Source organism: Macrococcoides goetzii (genome assembly GCF_002742385.2).
In the GTDB taxonomy this organism is placed as follows: domain Bacteria; phylum Bacillota; class Bacilli; order Staphylococcales; family Staphylococcaceae; genus Macrococcoides; species Macrococcoides goetzii.
Map to the genome: position 1 here is coordinate 192,938 of NZ_MJBI02000001.1, position 18,632 is coordinate 211,569.

Annotated in this window: 19 protein-coding genes and 1 tRNA gene; 19 read left to right on the forward strand and 1 reads right to left on the reverse strand. The window is 34.3% G+C overall.

All coding sequences use genetic code 11. The annotated features are described in order from the left end of the window. Positions 1 to 13: 13 nt before the first annotated feature. The 11 genes from trxA (at position 14) to BFS35_RS01040 (ending at position 9,218) form a co-directional block, all read left to right on the forward strand. The gene (gene trxA, locus BFS35_RS00990) at positions 14 to 328 is read left to right on the forward strand and encodes a thioredoxin (protein WP_096076221.1); all 315 of its coding nucleotides are present in this window, start codon (positions 14 to 16) and stop codon (positions 326 to 328) included. Positions 329 to 428: 100 nt separating this feature from the next. Further along, positions 429 to 2,243, forward strand: a complete 1,815-nt coding sequence (gene uvrC, locus BFS35_RS00995) for an excinuclease ABC subunit UvrC (RefSeq protein ID WP_099580021.1) — start codon at positions 429 to 431, stop codon at positions 2,241 to 2,243. A 215-nt stretch (positions 2,244 to 2,458) separates the two neighbouring features. Then, complete coding sequence (locus tag BFS35_RS01000) at positions 2,459 to 3,070, forward strand: succinate dehydrogenase cytochrome b558 subunit (protein WP_099580023.1); 612 nt, start codon at positions 2,459 to 2,461, stop codon at positions 3,068 to 3,070. Between the two features lie 29 nt (positions 3,071 to 3,099). Continuing rightward, positions 3,100 to 4,863: a succinate dehydrogenase flavoprotein subunit gene (gene sdhA / locus BFS35_RS01005; protein WP_099580025.1), complete on the forward strand. Its 1,764-nt coding sequence runs from the start codon at positions 3,100 to 3,102 to the stop codon at positions 4,861 to 4,863. A gap of 2 nt (positions 4,864 to 4,865) precedes the next feature. Next, on the forward strand, positions 4,866 to 5,630 hold the full coding sequence (gene sdhB, locus BFS35_RS01010) for a succinate dehydrogenase iron-sulfur subunit (protein WP_099580027.1): 765 nt from the start codon (positions 4,866 to 4,868) through the stop codon (positions 5,628 to 5,630). 246 nt (positions 5,631 to 5,876) lie between these two features. Next, the gene (locus BFS35_RS01015) at positions 5,877 to 6,311 is read left to right on the forward strand and encodes a MarR family winged helix-turn-helix transcriptional regulator (protein ID WP_099580029.1); all 435 of its coding nucleotides are present in this window, start codon (positions 5,877 to 5,879) and stop codon (positions 6,309 to 6,311) included. Continuing rightward, positions 6,311 to 7,117, forward strand: a complete 807-nt coding sequence (gene racE / locus BFS35_RS01020; protein WP_099580030.1) for a glutamate racemase — start codon at positions 6,311 to 6,313, stop codon at positions 7,115 to 7,117. The genes BFS35_RS01015 and racE overlap by 1 nt, the downstream gene beginning before the upstream one ends. Beyond that, on the forward strand, positions 7,114 to 7,701 hold the full coding sequence (locus BFS35_RS01025; protein ID WP_099580032.1) for an XTP/dITP diphosphatase: 588 nt from the start codon (positions 7,114 to 7,116) through the stop codon (positions 7,699 to 7,701). Before racE ends, BFS35_RS01025 begins: the two co-directional genes overlap by 4 nt. Then, positions 7,701 to 8,201, forward strand: coding sequence for a YfcE family phosphodiesterase (locus tag BFS35_RS01030; RefSeq protein ID WP_099580034.1), 501 nt, complete (start codon positions 7,701 to 7,703; stop codon positions 8,199 to 8,201). Before BFS35_RS01025 ends, BFS35_RS01030 begins: the two co-directional genes overlap by 1 nt. 180 nt (positions 8,202 to 8,381) lie before the next feature. After that, positions 8,382 to 8,455, forward strand: a tRNA-Arg gene (locus BFS35_RS01035). 196 nt (positions 8,456 to 8,651) lie between these two features. Next, on the forward strand, positions 8,652 to 9,218 hold the full coding sequence (locus BFS35_RS01040) for a hypothetical protein (protein ID WP_099580036.1): 567 nt from the start codon (positions 8,652 to 8,654) through the stop codon (positions 9,216 to 9,218). 38 nt (positions 9,219 to 9,256) lie between these two features. Here BFS35_RS01040 and BFS35_RS01045 read toward each other — a convergent pair whose 3' ends face one another. Next, positions 9,257 to 9,994 (reverse strand): NAD-dependent protein deacylase, encoded by a 738-nt coding sequence (locus BFS35_RS01045; RefSeq protein ID WP_099580038.1) that lies wholly within the window; start codon positions 9,992 to 9,994, stop codon positions 9,257 to 9,259. 208 nt (positions 9,995 to 10,202) lie between these two features. Between BFS35_RS01045 and BFS35_RS01050 the strand changes: the two genes are divergently transcribed. The 8 genes from BFS35_RS01050 (at position 10,203) to hemC (ending at position 18,625) form a co-directional block, all read left to right on the forward strand. Beyond that, positions 10,203 to 10,823 (forward strand): NUDIX domain-containing protein, encoded by a 621-nt coding sequence (locus tag BFS35_RS01050; RefSeq protein WP_096076232.1) that lies wholly within the window; start codon positions 10,203 to 10,205, stop codon positions 10,821 to 10,823. A gap of 1 nt (position 10,824) precedes the next feature. Beyond that, positions 10,825 to 11,784 carry a hypothetical protein gene (locus BFS35_RS01055; RefSeq protein WP_099580040.1) on the forward strand — a complete coding sequence of 320 codons (960 nt, stop codon included), beginning with the start codon at positions 10,825 to 10,827 and terminating at the stop codon, positions 11,782 to 11,784. 168 nt (positions 11,785 to 11,952) lie between these two features. Next, positions 11,953 to 13,236 carry a trigger factor gene (gene tig, locus BFS35_RS01060; RefSeq protein ID WP_099580042.1) on the forward strand — a complete coding sequence of 428 codons (1,284 nt, stop codon included), beginning with the start codon at positions 11,953 to 11,955 and terminating at the stop codon, positions 13,234 to 13,236. A gap of 208 nt (positions 13,237 to 13,444) precedes the next feature. Continuing rightward, positions 13,445 to 14,701: an ATP-dependent Clp protease ATP-binding subunit ClpX gene (clpX, locus tag BFS35_RS01065; protein WP_099580044.1), complete on the forward strand. Its 1,257-nt coding sequence runs from the start codon at positions 13,445 to 13,447 to the stop codon at positions 14,699 to 14,701. A 105-nt stretch (positions 14,702 to 14,806) separates the two neighbouring features. Beyond that, positions 14,807 to 15,397: a ribosome biogenesis GTP-binding protein YihA/YsxC gene (yihA, locus tag BFS35_RS01070; RefSeq protein ID WP_099580046.1), complete on the forward strand. Its 591-nt coding sequence runs from the start codon at positions 14,807 to 14,809 to the stop codon at positions 15,395 to 15,397. A gap of 97 nt (positions 15,398 to 15,494) precedes the next feature. Then, positions 15,495 to 16,835, forward strand: a complete 1,341-nt coding sequence (gene hemA / locus BFS35_RS01075) for a glutamyl-tRNA reductase (protein WP_099580048.1) — start codon at positions 15,495 to 15,497, stop codon at positions 16,833 to 16,835. An 8-nt stretch (positions 16,836 to 16,843) separates the two neighbouring features. After that, positions 16,844 to 17,677: a cytochrome c biogenesis protein CcsA gene (gene ccsA, locus BFS35_RS01080; RefSeq protein ID WP_099580050.1), complete on the forward strand. Its 834-nt coding sequence runs from the start codon at positions 16,844 to 16,846 to the stop codon at positions 17,675 to 17,677. 15 nt (positions 17,678 to 17,692) lie between these two features. After that, the gene (gene hemC, locus BFS35_RS01085) at positions 17,693 to 18,625 is read left to right on the forward strand and encodes a hydroxymethylbilane synthase (protein WP_099580052.1); all 933 of its coding nucleotides are present in this window, start codon (positions 17,693 to 17,695) and stop codon (positions 18,623 to 18,625) included. The last annotated feature ends 7 nt before the right edge of the window (positions 18,626 to 18,632 follow it).

Here is an 18,632-nt window from a genome sequence, read left to right on the forward strand (position 1 = left end):
AGGAAATTATATTATGGCTATTATTAAAGGAACTGATACAAACTTTGAAGAAAACATTAAAGAAGGCGTAACATTAGTAGACTTCTGGGCACCTTGGTGTGGACCTTGTAAAATGATTGCACCAGTTTTAGAAGATTTAGCGAAAGACGTTGAAGGTAAAGCTAACATCGTTAAAGTTGATGTTGATGAAAACCAGGAAACAGCTGCTAAATTTGAAGTGATGAGTATTCCAACGCTTATCGTATTCAAAGACGGTCAAGCAGTTGATAAAGTTGTTGGTTTCCAACCAAAAGAACAATTACAAGCTGTTTTAGAAAAACATTACTAAGATTTAGCGCATTAATATATTAAGAGTGAAATCTTTTGATTTTGCTCTTTTTATTTTGGTGTGTTTTACTAGTGTTAAGTAAAGAAATGTGGTGAACGTAATGGAAGATTATGAATTAAATATTAAACGTAAATTAGCGGTGCTACCGAATGAACCAGGATGTTATCAGATGAAAGATAAGAATGGCCAAGTCATCTATGTCGGTAAAGCAAAAAATTTACGTAACCGTGTCCGCTCATATTTTTCAGGTGCACATGATGAAAAAACGACTCGTCTCGTGTTGGAAATACGTGATTTTGAATTCATTGTGACGAATACAGAAATTGAATCATTATTATTAGAGCTGACACTTATCAAGAAGTTTTATCCACGATTTAATATTTTGTTAAAGGATGATAAAAGTTATCCTTTTATTAAAATTACGAACGAGAAACACCCGAGATTGTTAGTTACGCGTACGGTTAAAAAGAATAGTGGTAAATATTTTGGACCTTATCCGAACGCATATGCCGCTCATGAAACTAAAAAATTATTAGACCGTATTATTCCACTACGTAAATGTAATCATCTGCCGGATAAATTATGTTTATATTATCATATCGGACAATGTTTAGGACCATGTGTCTATAATGTTGAAGAACAGCAGTATCGCCATTACATTCAGGTTGTGACGGATTTTTTAAATGGTCAGGATACAGCAATTATTGATGACTTACGTGCAAAGATGAATGAACGTGCTGAAAATCTTCAGTTTGAAGAAGCAAAAGAATATCGAGACTTAATCTCTCACGTTGAGTCACTTATGTTCAAGCAAAAGATGATGACGAGTGATATGACTACAAGAGACGTTTTCGGATATGCGGTTGATAAAGGGTGGATGTGCATACAGGTATTCTTTATTCGCCAAGGTAATCTCATTGAAAGAAAGGTGACGATGATTCCGTTGATTGATGATTCAAAGTCACATTTTTACAATTTTATCGGACAGTTTTATGGTTTAGCCGAAAATTTATTGCCGGCTGAAGTGCATGTACCTACTGGACTGGATGTAAATATGATTAAGTCTGTTGTAGATACAAAAGTCATTCAACCTCAGCGTGGTAAGAAAAAAGAGATGGTCGATCTTGCAGTTAAAAATGCGAAGATTGCTTTGTCAAATAAGTTTGAGATCATTGAACGTGACGAAGAAAGAACTGTAAAAGCGATCGAAGAACTTGGTAATGCAATGGGCATTGAAACACCAGTCCGTATTGAAGCCTTTGATAACTCAAATATTCAAGGTGTCGATCCAGTAGCTGCAATGGTGTGTTTTGTTGATGGTAAACCAAGTAAACGAGATTATAGAAAATATAAAATTAAGACTGTAACAGGACCAGATGATTATGAAAGTATGCGAGAAGTCGTTCGTCGCCGTTATTCACGCGTGCTAAGAGAAAATTTACCCTTACCAGACTTAATCGTTGTCGATGGGGGTAAAGGGCATATGAGCAGTGTTATCGATGTGCTTGTTAATGAGTTAAATCTGGATATTCCAGTTGCAGGTTTAAAGAAGAATGACAAACATATGACTGCTGAATTACTATACGGTGAAGACTTTGATATCATTCCATTAAATAAAAAGAGTCAAAGCTTCTACTTACTACAACGTATTCAGGATGAAGTCCATCGCTTTGCGATTACGTTTCATAGAAATACACGTAGAAAAACAGGTTTATCTTCACAACTAGATGCGATTGAAGGTATAGGTCCAAAGAGAAAATTAATGCTAATGAAACATTTCGGTTCAGTGCGTCGTATTAAAGAAGCATCCATTGAAGAAATAAATCAAATCGGAGTGCCTATTAAACTAGCGACTGAAATACACAATACTTTAAATTCAGAACAGGAAAAAGTTGAACATCACAGTGAAAAATAAAGAATAATATTAAATTAAAATGTTTGTGAAATTACTTAATTGAGAATCATTTTCATGCCCCACATAACGTTAAAGAGTGGTACAATGATGATGAAAATTAAATTTCACAAACTTTTTTTATACGAAATTGTAATCGGTTTCTTGATTTACCGTTTGAACAGGCGTATTATTGAAATTGTGAATTTACTTAAAAAGATGTGTAGGGGGGACTTCACTTGGCAAGCTCAGAAAAATCATTTGCATTACGTAGGTTACATTCTTTACTTGGTGTGATTCCATTAGGTGTATTCTTAATCCAGCACTTAGTGATCAACCACTTTGCAGTAAACAGTCCGGAAGCTTTTAATAATGCTTCAGACTTTATGTGGAATTTACCGTTTAAGATTGTATTAGAAACTCTTGTTATTTATTTACCAATTTTATTCCATGCAGTCTATGGTGTGTATATCGCATTTACTTCTAAAAATAATGTGACACATTATTCGACGTTTAGAAACTGGATGTTCTTGTTACAACGTATTACAGGTATTATCGCTTTTATTTTTATCGCGATTCACGTTTGGCAGACACGTGTTCAGGCAGCATTAGGACATCACATTAATTACGACATGATGGCAGATTTATTCAATAGTCCGATTAATGTTATCGGATACGTTATCGGTATTGTGAGTGTTATCTTCCACTTCTCAAATGGCTTATGGTCATTTGCAGTAAGTTGGGGTATTACACAGTCAGATCGTTCACAAAAAATTATGGCTTATGTGTCATTAGGTGCATTTTTAGTCATTACTTTCATCGGATTACGCGCGTTATTTGCATTTATGTAGGATAAGAAATTTAGGGGAGTGACAATATAATGGCAAAAAGTAATATCATTGTTGTCGGCGGTGGATTAGCCGGATTAATGGCAACAATTAAAGCAGCAGAGGCAGGTACAAGTGTTGATCTTTTCTCATTAGTACCCGTTAAACGTTCTCACTCAGTGTGTGCACAAGGCGGTATTAATGGTGCAGTAAATACGAAAGGTGAAGGTGACTCACCTTTAATTCACTTTGATGATACAGTATATGGTGGAGATTTCTTAGCAAACCAACCACCTGTTAAAGCGATGACAGCAGCAGCGCCTGGTATCATTCATTTATTAGACCGTATGGGTGTTATGTTCAACAGAACACCAGAAGGATTACTTGATTTCCGTCGTTTCGGTGGAACGTTATATCACCGTACAGCATTCGCTGGTGCGACAACAGGACAACAATTACTATATGCATTAGATGAGCAGGTACGTAAATTTGAAGTTGAAGGTTTAGTTACGAAGTATGAAGGATGGGAATTCTTGGGCGCAGTTATTGATGACGAAGGCGCTGCACGTGGTATCGTTGCTCAAAACTTAACAACTTCTGAAATTAAATCATTTGGTTCAGATGCAGTGATTATGGCAACAGGTGGCCCTGGTATTATCTTTGGTAAGTCTACAAACTCTATGATTAATACAGGATCTGCAGCTTCTGTTGTATATCAACAAGGTGCAATCTATGCCAATGGTGAATTCATTCAAATTCACCCGACAGCAATCCCTGGTGATGATAAATTACGTTTAATGAGTGAATCAGCTCGTGGTGAAGGTGGACGTGTCTGGACATATAAAGACGGTAAACCTTGGTACTTCTTAGAAGAGAAATATCCTGACTATGGTAACTTAGTACCTCGTGATATCGCAACGCGTGAAATCTTTGACGTGTGTGTGAACCAAAAATTAGGTATCAATGGCGAGAACATGGTATACCTTGATTTAAGTCATAAAGATGCACATGAATTAGACGTTAAATTAGGTGGAATCATCGAAATTTACGAAAAATTCACTGGTGATGACCCACGTAAAGTACCGATGAAGATTTTCCCTGCGGTACATTATTCAATGGGTGGAATCTGGGTAGATTACGATCAGATGACGAACATTCCAGGTTTATTTGCAGCAGGTGAATGTGATTACTCTCAACACGGTGGTAACCGTCTAGGAGCGAACTCTTTATTATCTGCAATCTACGGCGGTATGGTAGCAGGACCAAATGCTATTAAATATATTAAAACATTAGAAAAATCATATACGGATTTATCAGATGATATCTATGCACGTAAAGTTGAAGAAGAGCAACGCCGTTTCGATGCTTTATTAAATATGAAAGGTTCTGAGAATGCATATAAACTGCATAAAGAACTTGGTGAAATTATGACAGCTAACGTAACAGTTGTACGTCATAATGACCGATTATTAGAAACAGATAAGAAAATTGTAGAATTAATGGAACGTTACCATGATATTGATATGGAAGACACTGCGTTATGGAGCAACCAGGCAGTATTCTTTACACGTCAATTATGGAACATGTTAGTGTTAGCACGTGTTATGACAATCGGTGCGTATAATCGTAATGAATCACGTGGTGCACATTACAAACCTGAATTCCCTGAACGTAATGACGAAGAGTGGTTAAAAACAACAATGGCTAAGTTTAAAGGCGCTAAAGAAGCACCTGAATTCTACTATGAGCCAGTTGATGTTAGCTTAATCCCACCACGTGTACGTGACTACTCTAAGAAGTCAAAAGGAGGTAAATAATCATGGCAGAAAAAACGATTAAACTGATCATTACACGTCAAAAAGATCAAAATTCTAAGCCTTATGATGAAACATTTGTGATTCCTTACCGTCCAAATATGAACGTTATTGCTGCGTTGATGGAAATTCAACGTAATCCAGTAAATGAACGTGGTGAAAAAACGACGCCTGTAACATGGGATATGAACTGTCTTGAAGAAGTTTGTGGCGCATGTTCAATGGTAGTCAATGGAAAAGCACGTCAATCTTGTTCAACAATTATTGATACATTAGAACAACCAATTCGTTTAGCACCTATGGCAACATTCCCTGTTATTCGTGACCTACAAGTTGATCGTACGAAAATGTTCGATAACTTAAAGCGTGTTAAAGCATGGGTTCCAATTGATGGAACATATGACTTAGGACCAGGACCACGTATGCCAGAGAAGAAACGTCAGACAGCATATGAATTATCTAAATGTATGACGTGTGGTGTATGTTTAGAAGTATGTCCGAACGTGAATGCAAATTCTAAATTTATGGGTGCACAACCTATTTCACAAGTACGTTTATTCAACCTACATCCAACTGGAAGCATGAATAAAGATGAAAGAATTCATGCGTTAATGGAAGAAGGCGGATTAGCAGAATGTGGTAACTCACAAAACTGTGTAAGAAGTTGTCCAAAAGGCATTCCTTTAACAACATCAATCGCTGCGATGAACCGTGAAGCAACATTCCAGATGTTCAAATCGTTCTTTGGATCGGATCATCAGGTTAACTAAGAGGCTATCGCCAAAGCGTTAAGTCTCAAGTAAACTGGAAACAAACTCAAGAAATCGTTCTTTGATTTCGAAGTGTTTGTTGAAGTTTAACTAGAGACTGCTTTGAAGATGCCGTTTCCGATAAGAGGCTATCGAACTTGCGTTTAGCCCTTATAAAAGGTTTTGAGATGCTAATATCTCAAAACCTTTTTTTATTTGCACATTATTTGATATGATAAGTTTAAAGGTGAATAGAGGTGTAGCGCAGTGGATCAATCGATTGTCACATTAGAATATGAGTTAAGAAGGCTTGCTGAAATTATTAAAAATGAGGGCCGTAGTGAATTAAAAAAACATGAAATTACAGAAACACAGTTTATTGCAATTCAGTGGATTAAAGAAGCAGGTCCCTTAAATATCGGAACACTTGCAAAGCACATGAATTTAGCGATTTCATCCACTTCTGAACTTGTTGATGCACTTAGTAACAATGGATTTGCAGAGCGTGTGAAACAAACGGATGATAAACGCAAAGTAAGTATTCAACTTACTAAAAAAGGTGAATCAGTAATTCAATCGGTTATCCTCAAAAGACAAAAATTTTTGAAGAAGATTGTAGAAGAGAGTATGATTGAAACAATACCAATATTTAAGGAACAAATACATAAGTTGTACAGTGCAACAGAAGAAGGTGGAAAGTAGTGTCAGCTCCAATTGGTGTAATTGATTCTGGCGTAGGTGGTTTGACAGTTGCTAAAGAAATTATGCGTCAGCTGCCAAATGAATCAATTTGTTATTTAGGTGATGTCAGTCGCTGTCCTTATGGACCAAGACCACCTGAACAAGTGAAAGATTTTACAATTCAGCTTGCTGAATTTCTATTAACGAAACATATTAAGATGCTCGTAATTGCTTGCAATACTGCAACTGCTGTTGCATTGGAACCTTTGCAGAAAATGCTCTCAATTCCTGTAATCGGTGTAATAGAACCAGGCGCACGTACGGCAATCATGACCACAACAAACAATCAAGTACTTGTATTAGGTACTGAAGGTACCATTAAATCTGAGGCCTATCGTGATAAGATTAAATCCATCAATCCTAAAATAGACGTCAATGGTGTAAGTTGTCCGGATTTTGTGCCTTTAGTTGAGCAGGTAAGATATAAAGATCCTACAATATCAAATATCGTTATCCATAAAACTTTACGCGACTGGCGTCATGATAAGAGTGATACAGTCATTTTAGGATGTACACACTATCCATTATTACAGGATTATATTGAAAAGTATTTTGAAGGTGAAAAGAAAGTAATTTCATCTGGATTAGAAACGGCCAGAGAAGTAAGTGCATTACTTACATTTAGTCAGGAACATGCGAAATATAATGAAACGCCACATCATGAATTTTATGTTAATGGGCCAACAGAGAAATTTTCCCGTATCGCTAAAGAATGGTTAAACGATGAAAGCTTAAAAATACAATCAATACATTTGGAGGATATATGAAAGATATCGTAATCGCAACAGGTAATCAAGGAAAGATCAATGATTTTAAACATATCTTTAAAGACTATAATGTTGTAGGTATTAAAAGTTTGATTCCAGACTTCGATGTAGAAGAAACGGGAACAACATTTGAAGAAAATGCTGCGTTAAAGTCAGAATACGGAACAAAAGTGTTAAATAAAATTGTAATCAGTGATGACTCAGGATTAGAAGTTGATGCACTTGATAATGCACCTGGCGTATATTCAGCACGTTATTCGGGAGAAGATGCGACTGATGAGAAGAATCTTGAGCTTGTGCTTAAAAATATGCAGGATAAAGATAATCGTCAGGCAAGATTTGTATGTGTGATTGCAGTCAGTATTCCAGGTAAAGAGACACGCACTTTCCGTGGTGAAGTAGAAGGAGAATTACTACATGAACCTAAAGGGGAAAATGGATTTGGTTATGATCCGATATTTTATGTAGAAAGTAAAGGTAAGACGACAGCAGAAATGACTGGAGAAGAAAAGGCACAGATTTCACATAGAGGTAAAGCAATACAAAAAATGCTGGATTCTGGCATAATCGAGGAGGCGTTATAATGAAGTGGGTTGTTGTGAGTGATAATCATTCTATGAAAAATATATTAACCGATATTGTATCCATTCATGATGATGCAGACGTCTATATTCATCTTGGTGATTCAGAATTTGATTATAATGATGCTGAATTAAAGCCTTATATTAAAATAAAAGGAAACTGTGATTACGGAAAAGATTTTTATGATACATTTGAATTACAGCAAAAAGATATAAATGCATTTTTAACGCATGGACATCTTTATCAAGTTGGTAATGGGCGTGAACGTTTAGCCAGTGTTGCACGTGATGCAGATTGTCAAATCGCTTTATATGGTCATCTGCATGTTAAACGTGTTGAAGTAGTTGAAGGTATAGTATGTATTAATCCAGGCTCTATTGCACAGTCAAGAAGTCAGGAAGAAGAAACATACGCTGTTTTAACTTTTGATGAAAGTGATAAGATGGTAACTTTCTATAATCAGCAGCATGATATTGTTGGCAAAGAGATATTAATTTTTTAGAGTGTCAATTGAACGATAAAAATTAAGATAACAGTGATGCTATCTTAATTTTTGTTGTTATATTAGAATAAATGTGTAAATATACTTTATTTATTATGGTTATCAATTAATTTCCTTACCAAATGTTATTGACTTTATAGTCAGAAGTTGATTATAATTAATCTTGTCTTAAAAAATTAAGTCCTGGTAGCTCAGCTGGATAGAGCAACGGCCTTCTAAGCCGTCGGTCGGGGGTTCGAATCCCTCCCAGGACGCTAATAGATAACAATTTTGTTATTAAGTGAACAGGTGTTGAAAAAGTGTCATGAGTGTATGCTCTAACTTTTTTGGCACCTGTTCTTTTTTATATTTATAAATTTGATATTTTTTGAATTATATTGTTTGAAAAAGGTATCATTGTTATTATTTTATTGTAGTGTGTAAATAAATTTGCAGAAAAGAGGATATAGGATGAATTTTAAAACTTTAGGAATTTCTTTATTAGCATCATCTATTATTTTAACAGGATGTAACGATGCGCAGACTGACAAAAAAGAAAAAAATACTGCTTCTCAAACGAAAACCGAGTCTAAACAAAAAAGCTTAGAAAATGAAAAAATTTCAACTGAATTTAAAGATCTTGATAAGAAATATAAACTCGATGTTGAAGTAAAAAAAGTATTTTTCATTGAAGCTGATGAAAATCATATTATTCCAGAAAAACAAGTATCCATATTACTGCATGTGAAAAACAAGTCAAAGGAAACTTTTGAATATGGTGCAGGTCTAGTAGGCAAAGTACATTTTTACCAGGGGAAGATAAATAGTGATAATGTTCTAGCTATTGGTTTATTACCTTCTAAACATGAATTAGGAGAAATAGAAAGAAAATCTGATCGCCAACCTTTCAAGCCAAACGATACGAGAGAGGTTGTGATCACACGTGTGTTAGAAGATGAAAAGACTCCTGTAACATTAGTGATTGCAAGAGATGGATTAAAAGATTACGTATTTAAAAAGGATTATCCAGTAAAATAATGCATTTAAAAGATCAAACATTTACTGATGTTTGATCTTTAATTGTAATTATTGATTACTTGATTAAATATATTACTAATATTATCTTCAAATACAATTGCATCATGTCTAACCGCTCTTAATGGCGTCTTGTTGATGACTACAAGGTGTTCGCCATTGAAAAGGTCTACAAAGCCTGCTGCTGGATATACAGATAATGATGTACCTGCTACGATTAACATATCTGCATTTGAAATTGCTTGAATCGTACTTTCAATAGTGCCTGCATCCAGCGCTTCTTCATACATAACGATGTCTGGTCTTACAATACCTCCATCTTCAGGGCATCTTGGAATACCTGTTTCATCTAATGTCAATTCATTAAGTGAATAATTTTGATTGCATTCAATACAATAGTTATTGATTACTGTGCCATGTAACTCTAGTACTGTAGATGAACCGGCCAATTGATGTAATCCGTCTATATTTTGAGTTATAATTGTGACTTCTTTGTCATATTCTTCGAGTGTTTTAAGAAACTTGTGTGCTAAATTAGGTTGTGCATCTGGATATACAAGTTTGTCGAAGTGGAAATCAAAGTAATGCTTTGGATATCGTTTAAAGAATGAATGAGAAATAATTTGTTCAGGTGAAAAATCTGAGTTAGTTTCCTGCATAAATATTCCGTTTGCAGAGCGAAAGTCGGGTATGCCACTTTCTGTTGATACGCCAGCTCCACCGAAGAACACGATTTTCTTACTATCAAGTAATGCTTGTTTAAATTGTTGGATACGCATTATTCTTCTCCTTTCATCAATATAATAAGTTTATCATGACGCGTGATTGTGCTCAATTTTGCAACTTTGTATGAATTCAGATATAATCAACATTTGTGAGTTTAGTAATCGTTTCGAATTGTTATCTCATTTTAATAAGCTTAAATATATTTGAGTTAGCATAGAAATTTGGTTAAAATTTAACTAAGACAGATTTAAGGAGTATTGTATGAATAAATTTGATGAACAAATAATAGTGGTGAATCGTGAAACCATCTTTAATCATGAGAAAAATCATTTTAATGGCTTTATTTCTATAGAAGATCAAAAGGCGTTAGAAATTTATGAAACACTATCTAAATACGAAGTGAAACGTCGCGGTGATATGGAAGAGGATCCTTCATATAAACAATTGATTTCATATTGTATCCTCGAAAATGAAAACGATGAGATATTAGTATATGAACGTTTAACAGGTGGTGGTGAAGCGCGTCTTCATGGGTTAAGCTCAATTGGTATCGGCGGTCATATGAATCAGCTAGATGATACTCAGATTGAAGGGGTGTTACTAGATAATGCTGCACGTGAATTAGAGGAAGAAGTCGGCGTTAAAGATGTTAATCCACTAAATTTGAACTTAATCGGTTTTATTAACGATGATGACAATGAAGTTGGTCGTGTACATATCGGTTTAGTATTCAAACTAAAGGTTAAAGCGTCTGAAGTTTATGTGAATGAAACAGATACTTTAAAGATAGAATGGAAACCGGAAAATACTTTAATGCAAGGTGCTGAATATGAATCATGGTCACGTATTATCATAGAATCTATATATAATGTAGGTCATTAGTATGTCTGATATTATTATCTTTCCGAAGTTGCAAGGAAATTTAATGAGACAGATAAAAGCAGCGATGAAGCGTGCAGATTATGAAACAGCATATGATTTATTCAATGATTATGAAAAGCATTTCGAGTTAACTGAAGATGAGCATCTTATAAAACTGGATTGTCTTTATCAGTTAGAGAGTTTCCTTGAATTACGTGAAGAATCTAGTATATTGCTTAATCAAGGACATTACGCATATTCAACAATTGTTCCGTATTTTATAGAAAGTTTATTAAAATTGAAACAATATAAAACGGTGATTGAGTTAATTGAAGGGCTGCGTAGTGAAGATGTTGATCACAAACTGATAGTGTCACTTATGCCTTTTTATGATGAGGCAAATCATCAGTTGAATAAAAGAAATGATGCACATTTAAAGTTTATACAGACTTTTAAAGATAATGATTACAATAAACAGCTTGAATTGATTATGGAGTTGATAGAATCTGAAGATTTTCGATTCCAGATGAGCTTTGTTCAGCTATTAGAATATAATGAAATACATCCTGTAATTAGCAGTATGATGATAGAGTATTTATTATTATCGAACTTTAAAGGTGAAGTGAAATTTACAAAGCTCAATATCGATACTAGAATCAATGTTTCGAATTTAAACACGATGGTCCATTCATCATTTATGTCTGAAGTAGTTGAAGAAGTTAAAGCATACTATGAGAACAATAGTCCGAACATTGTTGATGTTATTGTAGAAACGATGAAGTTACACAATACTGTAATGCATCCAATTCACTTTCAGACATTCTTTAATAGCGCTACTCAAACTGTTGTGAATGCTTATATTGCATTGTTTAATAGACTATTTAATATTGAAGATAGTGCGATAGATTTGTCTGATACACACTTTGAAGATATAATTGAAGCTATTAATTTATTAGAAAATTATAATCTGATACATGATTAGTAACATGATAGCTCCATAGATTGACGTAAGTATTATAATGATATTGATAAAAAAATATAAAAAATGATATTATAGTTTGTAATTTCAGCTAAAAATGTTGAAGCAAGATTGTTATATGCTATAATTAATGAGTTGAAAAAATTTTAGAAAAACGTGGAGGAATTACACATGTCAGCAAAATGGGAAAAACAAGAAGGTAATGAAGGATTATTAACAGTAACAGTTCCTGAAGAGGAAGTTAAAGCTGGATTAGATAAAGCATTTGCTAAAGTTGTTAAACAAGTTAACGTACCAGGTTTCCGTAAAGGAAAAATGCCTCGTCAAATGTTCGAACAACGTTTCGGTGTTGAATCTTTATTCCAGGATGCATTAGATATCATCTTACCGGATGCATATGCTAACGCAATCGATGAAGTAGGTATCAACCCTGTTGATCGTCCTGAAATTGATGTAGAACAAATGGAAAAAGGTAAAGAATTAATCTTTACTGCTAAAGTTACTGTAGAACCTGAAGTTGAATTAGGTGATTACAAAGGTCTTGAAGTTGAAAAATTTGAGACTGAAGTAACTGAAGAAGAATTAAATGAAGCAATCAATGCTGATTTAGCACGTAAAGCTGAATTAGTTGTTAAAGAAGAAGGCGAAGTTGCTGAAGGCGATGTTGTTAACTTAGACTTTGATGGTTATGTTAATGATGAAGCATTCGAAGGTGGAAAAGCTGAAGGATACGATTTAGAAATCGGTTCAGGTCAATTTATCCCAGGCTTCGAAGAGCAATTAGTTGGAACTAAAGTTGGCGACGAAAAAGACGTTAACGTTACATTCCCTGAAGAATACCATGCTGAAGAATTAGCTGGTAAAGAAGCAGTATTTAAAGTAAAAATCAACGAAGTTAAATCTAAAGAAGTACCTGAATTAGATGATGAAATGGCTAAAGAATTAGATGAGTCAGTTGATTCAGTTGATGCTTACAAAACTAAATATAAAGCAGATTTAGAAGAACAAAAGAAATTACAAGCTGAAAACGATACGAAAGAAAGCTTAGTAATGCAAGCAGTTGAAAATGCTAAAGTAGATATCCCTGAAGCAATGATCAACACAGAATTAGATCGTATGATGCAGGAATTTGAACAACGTATTGCACAACAAGGTTTAAATTTAGAATTATACTTCCAGTTCTCAGGTCAAACTGAAGAACAATTAAAAGAGAGCATGAAAGCTGATGCTGAACAACGTGTTAAAACGAACTTAACTTTAGCTGCGATTGCTAATGCTGAAAATATTGAAGTAAGTGACGCTGATGTTGACGCTGAATTATCAAAAATGAGCGAACAATTCGGTATGTCAGTTGAAGATATTAAAGCTGCTTTAGGCAATGGTGCAATCTTAAAAGATGATCTTCGTATCCAAAAAGCAATTGACGTTTTAGTTTCTGAATCTAAAACTAAATAATAAGTAGTATTATATAAAGTTTAACTATCAATATAATCAGAAACCGAACAAACCGTAAAATCGCTTTTGATTTTTAAGTTTGTTCGGTTTTGTTATGATAATGATTAATTTAAATTATAGATAAATAAAAAGCAGATGATTTTCGAATTAAAAGTTTGCAAACAACAGGAAACTTTAGTATATTCTTTAAAAGATAGGGGTGTTAAGTGTGTCTAAATTTAATGAAGAAGAGAACTTAAAATGCTCATTCTGTGGTAAGGATCAAGATCAGGTTAAGAAACTTGTAGCAGGTAGTGGTGTATACATTTGTAACGAATGTATCGAATTATGTTCAGAAATCGTTGCTGAAGAACTTAAAACGATTGAACATGAAGAAATCACTGAAATTCCTAAACCACATGAAATGTTAGCTTTATTAGATGAATATGTAATTGGTCAGACAAAAGCGAAAAAAGCGCTGTCTGTTGCAGTATATAATCATTATAAACGTATTTTTAAACCGATGGATGAAGAAGAGGTTGAATTACAAAAAAGTAATATCGCTTTAATTGGTCCAACGGGTTCAGGTAAAACGTTATTAGCACAAACTTTAGCACGTTCATTAAACGTTCCATTTGCAATTGCAGATGCAACAAGTTTAACTGAAGCGGGTTATGTAGGTGAAGACGTTGAAAACATTTTGCTCCGTTTAATTCAGGCGGCTGACTTTGATATTGAACGTGCTGAAAAAGGGATTATCTATGTCGATGAAATCGATAAGATTGCCCGTAAATCAGAAAATACATCGATTACGCGCGATGTAAGTGGTGAAGGTGTACAACAAGCGTTACTTAAAATTTTAGAAGGTACTGTTGCAAGTGTTCCGCCACAAGGTGGTAGAAAACACCCAAACCAGGAATTTATACAGATTGATACGACGAATATTCTATTTATTTTAGGTGGCGCGTTTGATGGTATTGATGAAGTGATTAAACGTCGTCTTGGTGAAAAAGTTATTGGATTTACTGGAATTAAAGAGAAAGATTTTGATGATGCGACGCTTTTATCACAAATTAAACCAGAAGATTTACAAAGTTATGGTTTAATACCTGAATTTATCGGTCGTATTCCTGTAGTCGCTAACCTGGAACAACTTGATGTTGAAGCGCTGAAAAGTATTTTGACACAACCTAAGAATGCCTTGGTTAAGCAATATACTAAAATGCTTGCTTTAGATGAAGTTGAATTAGAGTTTACTGAGGAAGCTTTAACAGCGATCAGCCAGTTAGCAATTGAAAGAAAAACAGGTGCGCGTGGATTACGTTCTATTATTGAAGAGTCCATGATGGACGTAATGTTTGATATTCCTTCACTAGAAAATGTTAAACGCGTTGTTATTACAGAAGCTGCAATAAAAGATGATGCTGTGCCAGAAATGTATGATGCAGATAATAAATTAATTAATGATATTGTAACTTCAGCATAAAACCTGCCGTATGGTGGGTTTTTTACTATTTATAAATCAATTATCATATATTTATTAAAAAATCGTGTATAATAGTAAGATGTAAATGAAGAACAGGAGAAAGTCATGAATATAAATCCAAATAATGTAGAAATATTAATCAGCGCAGTAAAACCTGAACAGTATCCAGATACAGGTTTACCGGAAGTTGCTTTAGCTGGACGTTCGAATGTTGGTAAATCATCTTTTATAAATACGATGATTGGCCGTAAGAGTATGGCACGTATCTCTTCAAAGCCAGGTAAGACACAAACATTAAATTTCTTTAAGATTGATGACCAATTAGTCTTTGTCGATGTACCTGGATATGGGTATGCAAAAGTTTCTAAAACAGAGCGTGAACGCTGGGGAAAGATGATTGAGACATACATTACGACCCGTGAGTCTTTAGCGGTTGTTATTCAACTTGTTGATATACGTCATAATCCTAGTGAAGATGACAGATTAATGTACGACTTTTTAAAACATTATGATATACCAACAATCGTTATCGCTACGAAAGAAGATAAAATTCCTAAAGGAAAAGTTCAGAAACATCTTAAAGTGATTAAACAAGATCTGGATATGGATCCAGATGATACACTTATTAGTTATTCTTCATTAAGTAATGCCAAGAATGATTTAATCCTTAATGCAATCGAGAAGTACTTAAAATAATTTGTGAATTTTTAATGACGAATATTTATATATTGTAAATAAAACATAAAAGAAATGTTAATATAGAAGTAATGGTAAAAAAATGGGGGCGGAATACATGCATATCGTTGTTGTGAGTGTCAATCACAAAACAGCTGATGTGAGTTTGAGGGAGAAACTTACATTTTCAGATGAAACGATTGAACGTGCACATAGTGCACTTATTAATCAAAAGTCAGTGTTAGAAGGTGTAATCCTATCTACATGTAATAGAACAGAAATCTATGCTGTCGTTGATCAGGTACATACAGGTAGATATTATATAAAATCATTTTTATCTGAATGGTTCGATGTGGATTTTGACATCGTTAAATCAGTGACAGATGTCAAAGTTGGACATGCTGCAATTTATCATCTGTTTAAAGTGATTACAGGATTAGATTCAATTGTACTAGGTGAAACTCAGATTTTAGGTCAAATGAGAGATAGCTTCTTACTTGCTCAAACAGAAGGTACAACAGGTACGATCTTTAATCGTTTATTCAAAGATGCAATTACACTTGCAAAACGTGCGCATGCTGAAACTGATATTTCTTCAAAAGCAGTATCTGTTTCTTATGCAGCAGTTGAATTATCTAAGAAAGTCTTAGGCACGTTAGAAAACAAAAAAATCTTAATCATTGGTGCTGGAGAAATGGCTGAGCTTGCCTTAGAGAACTTAGTAGGTTCAGGGGCAGCAGAGATCACCGTAATTAATCGTACAGCAGAAAAAGCAATCTCTCTTGCAGATAAATACGGTGGTAGTCAAAAATCTATGGAAGAATTACAATGTGCATTAATTGAAAATGATATTGTTATTTCTTCTACGAGCGCACAAGACTTTATTATTACAAAACCGATGATGTATGATTTAATGAAGATGCGTAACAATCGTTCAATCGTATTAATTGATATTGCAGTGCCACGTGACATTGATCCTGATGTTAATGATATTGACCTTATCTTTAATTATGATGTTGATGATCTAAAAGGTTTGGTGGATGCAAATTTAGCTGAGCGTCAAAAAGCAGCAAATATTATCGAGACGATGATTGATACACAGGTTGAAGATTTTATTGCCTGGATCAATATGTTAGGTGTTGTACCTGTTATTACTGCATTACGAGAAAAAGCACTTCGTATTCAGGAAACAACGATGGAAAGTATTGATCGTAAAATGCCGGACTTAACAGATCGTGAAAGAAAAGTAATTTCTAAACATATGAAGAGTATTATCAATCAAATGTTAAAAGATCCAATTTCGCAGGCAAAAGAAATTAGTGGTTCTGATAATAGAGAAGCAGAACTTCAGTTTTTCCAGGATATCTTTAATATCTCAAATGAAGTTGAAAGTTTAAATCAAAATGTAACGATGGTACATCGTACGGAAGAGAGCTTTACGTTAAGTCCTAAACACTAGGTGATAAAATGAATGAATTATTATTAATGCGTTTACATGAAGCAATACTTATTCTATATATGATAAGTATTGCTTGTTATTTCTTTGACTTTGTCCAGAAGTCACCCCGACTTAAACGTTATGGATATCTATTATTGCTTAGCGTATTTGTTTTGCAGTCAATTTCGATTATCTTATTTATTTTTATAGTTGGACGGATTCCTATAGAAACGATCAATGAAGGTTTCTATTTTTTTACGTGGCTCATTATTTTGATATCATTAATATTATCTAAAGTTATTCAGACTGAATTTTTTATATTTTTGATGAATTTAATTGGATTTGTCTTTATGATGATTCATACGTTTCAGCCTTTAGATCTTTCTACAGGAACTACTGTATCACATATGATGAATGAATTATTGTGGATACATGTGACACTTGCAATAGTATCTTATGTCATGTTCTTGATAGCTGCCTTGCATGCCGTGTTATACTTAATACAGATGCACCAATTAAAACAAAAGAAATTTAATCATAAATTTTTCAGAATAAGTGATCTAGAGAGCTTGAGTCGATTTGTACAAATATTCTCGATAATTGGCTGCGTTATGCTATTGATTTCGTTAATATTAGGTATATACTGGGGTATCACATTTGAAGGTAAATCCATCTGGACGGACTCTAAAGTGTTAGGTTCACTGTTACTGCTTATCGGTTATTCCGTATATATTTTTTTACATCAAAAAAACAAATTGATGATGCATAGATTGATGGATTATAATATCGTGTTATTCTTATTACTACTCATCAATTATTTAATCGTTTCTCGTTTTTCAGGATTCCACCAGTTATTCTATTAATCTTTGGAGGCTAATATGAAAAAATTTATCGTTGGTTCTAGAAGAAGTCAGCTTGCGCTTACTCAAAGCAAGCAGTTTATCGCTAAACTTAAAGAAAAGAATCCAGGCGTAGAGATTGAAATTAAAGAGATTGTGACAAAAGGTGATCAAATCGTAAATGTTCAATTATCTAAAGTTGGCGGAAAAGGTTTGTTCGTAAAAGAAATTGAAGCGGCGCTTTATAACAAAGAAATTGATTTTGCGATTCATTCTTTAAAAGATGTACCGAGTGTATTGCCGGAAGGGCTCACATTAGGTTGTATTCCAGATAGAGAAGATGCACGAGATGCATTTATTTCTAAAGGACACGTTAAGTTATCTGACTTAAAAGAGGGTGCAATTGTAGGGACATCGTCTTTACGTCGTGGTGCTCAAATTTTAAATTTATACCCACATCTTAATATAGAATGGATTCGTGGAAATATTGATACACGACTTAAAAAGCTTGAAACTGAAAACTTTGATGCCATTATATTAGCTGCGGCTGGACTTAACCGTATGGGTTGGGGTGAAGATATTGTAACAGAATATCTTGATCCTGAAACAATGCTTCCAGCTATTGGACAAGGCGCTTTAGGGATTGAATGTCGTATTGATGATTTAGAGACACTTTCATTACTTGCTACCGTTCACAACAGTGAAACTGAGGTATGTACACAGGCAGAGCGCGAATTTTTAAAACTTATGGATGGCAGCTGTCAAGTACCGATTGCGGGACATGCAGTAATGTCTAATGATGAAATTACTTTTACCGGTCTGATTATGTCTACAGACGGTAAAGAGAAATATAAAGTAACTGAATCAGGAACTGACCCTGTAGCATTAGGAGCGAAAGTAGCTGATGCCATGCAACGAAATGGTGCACAGAAGATTATCGAAACTTTAAATAATACGCCAAAATCAAATTAGAGGATGG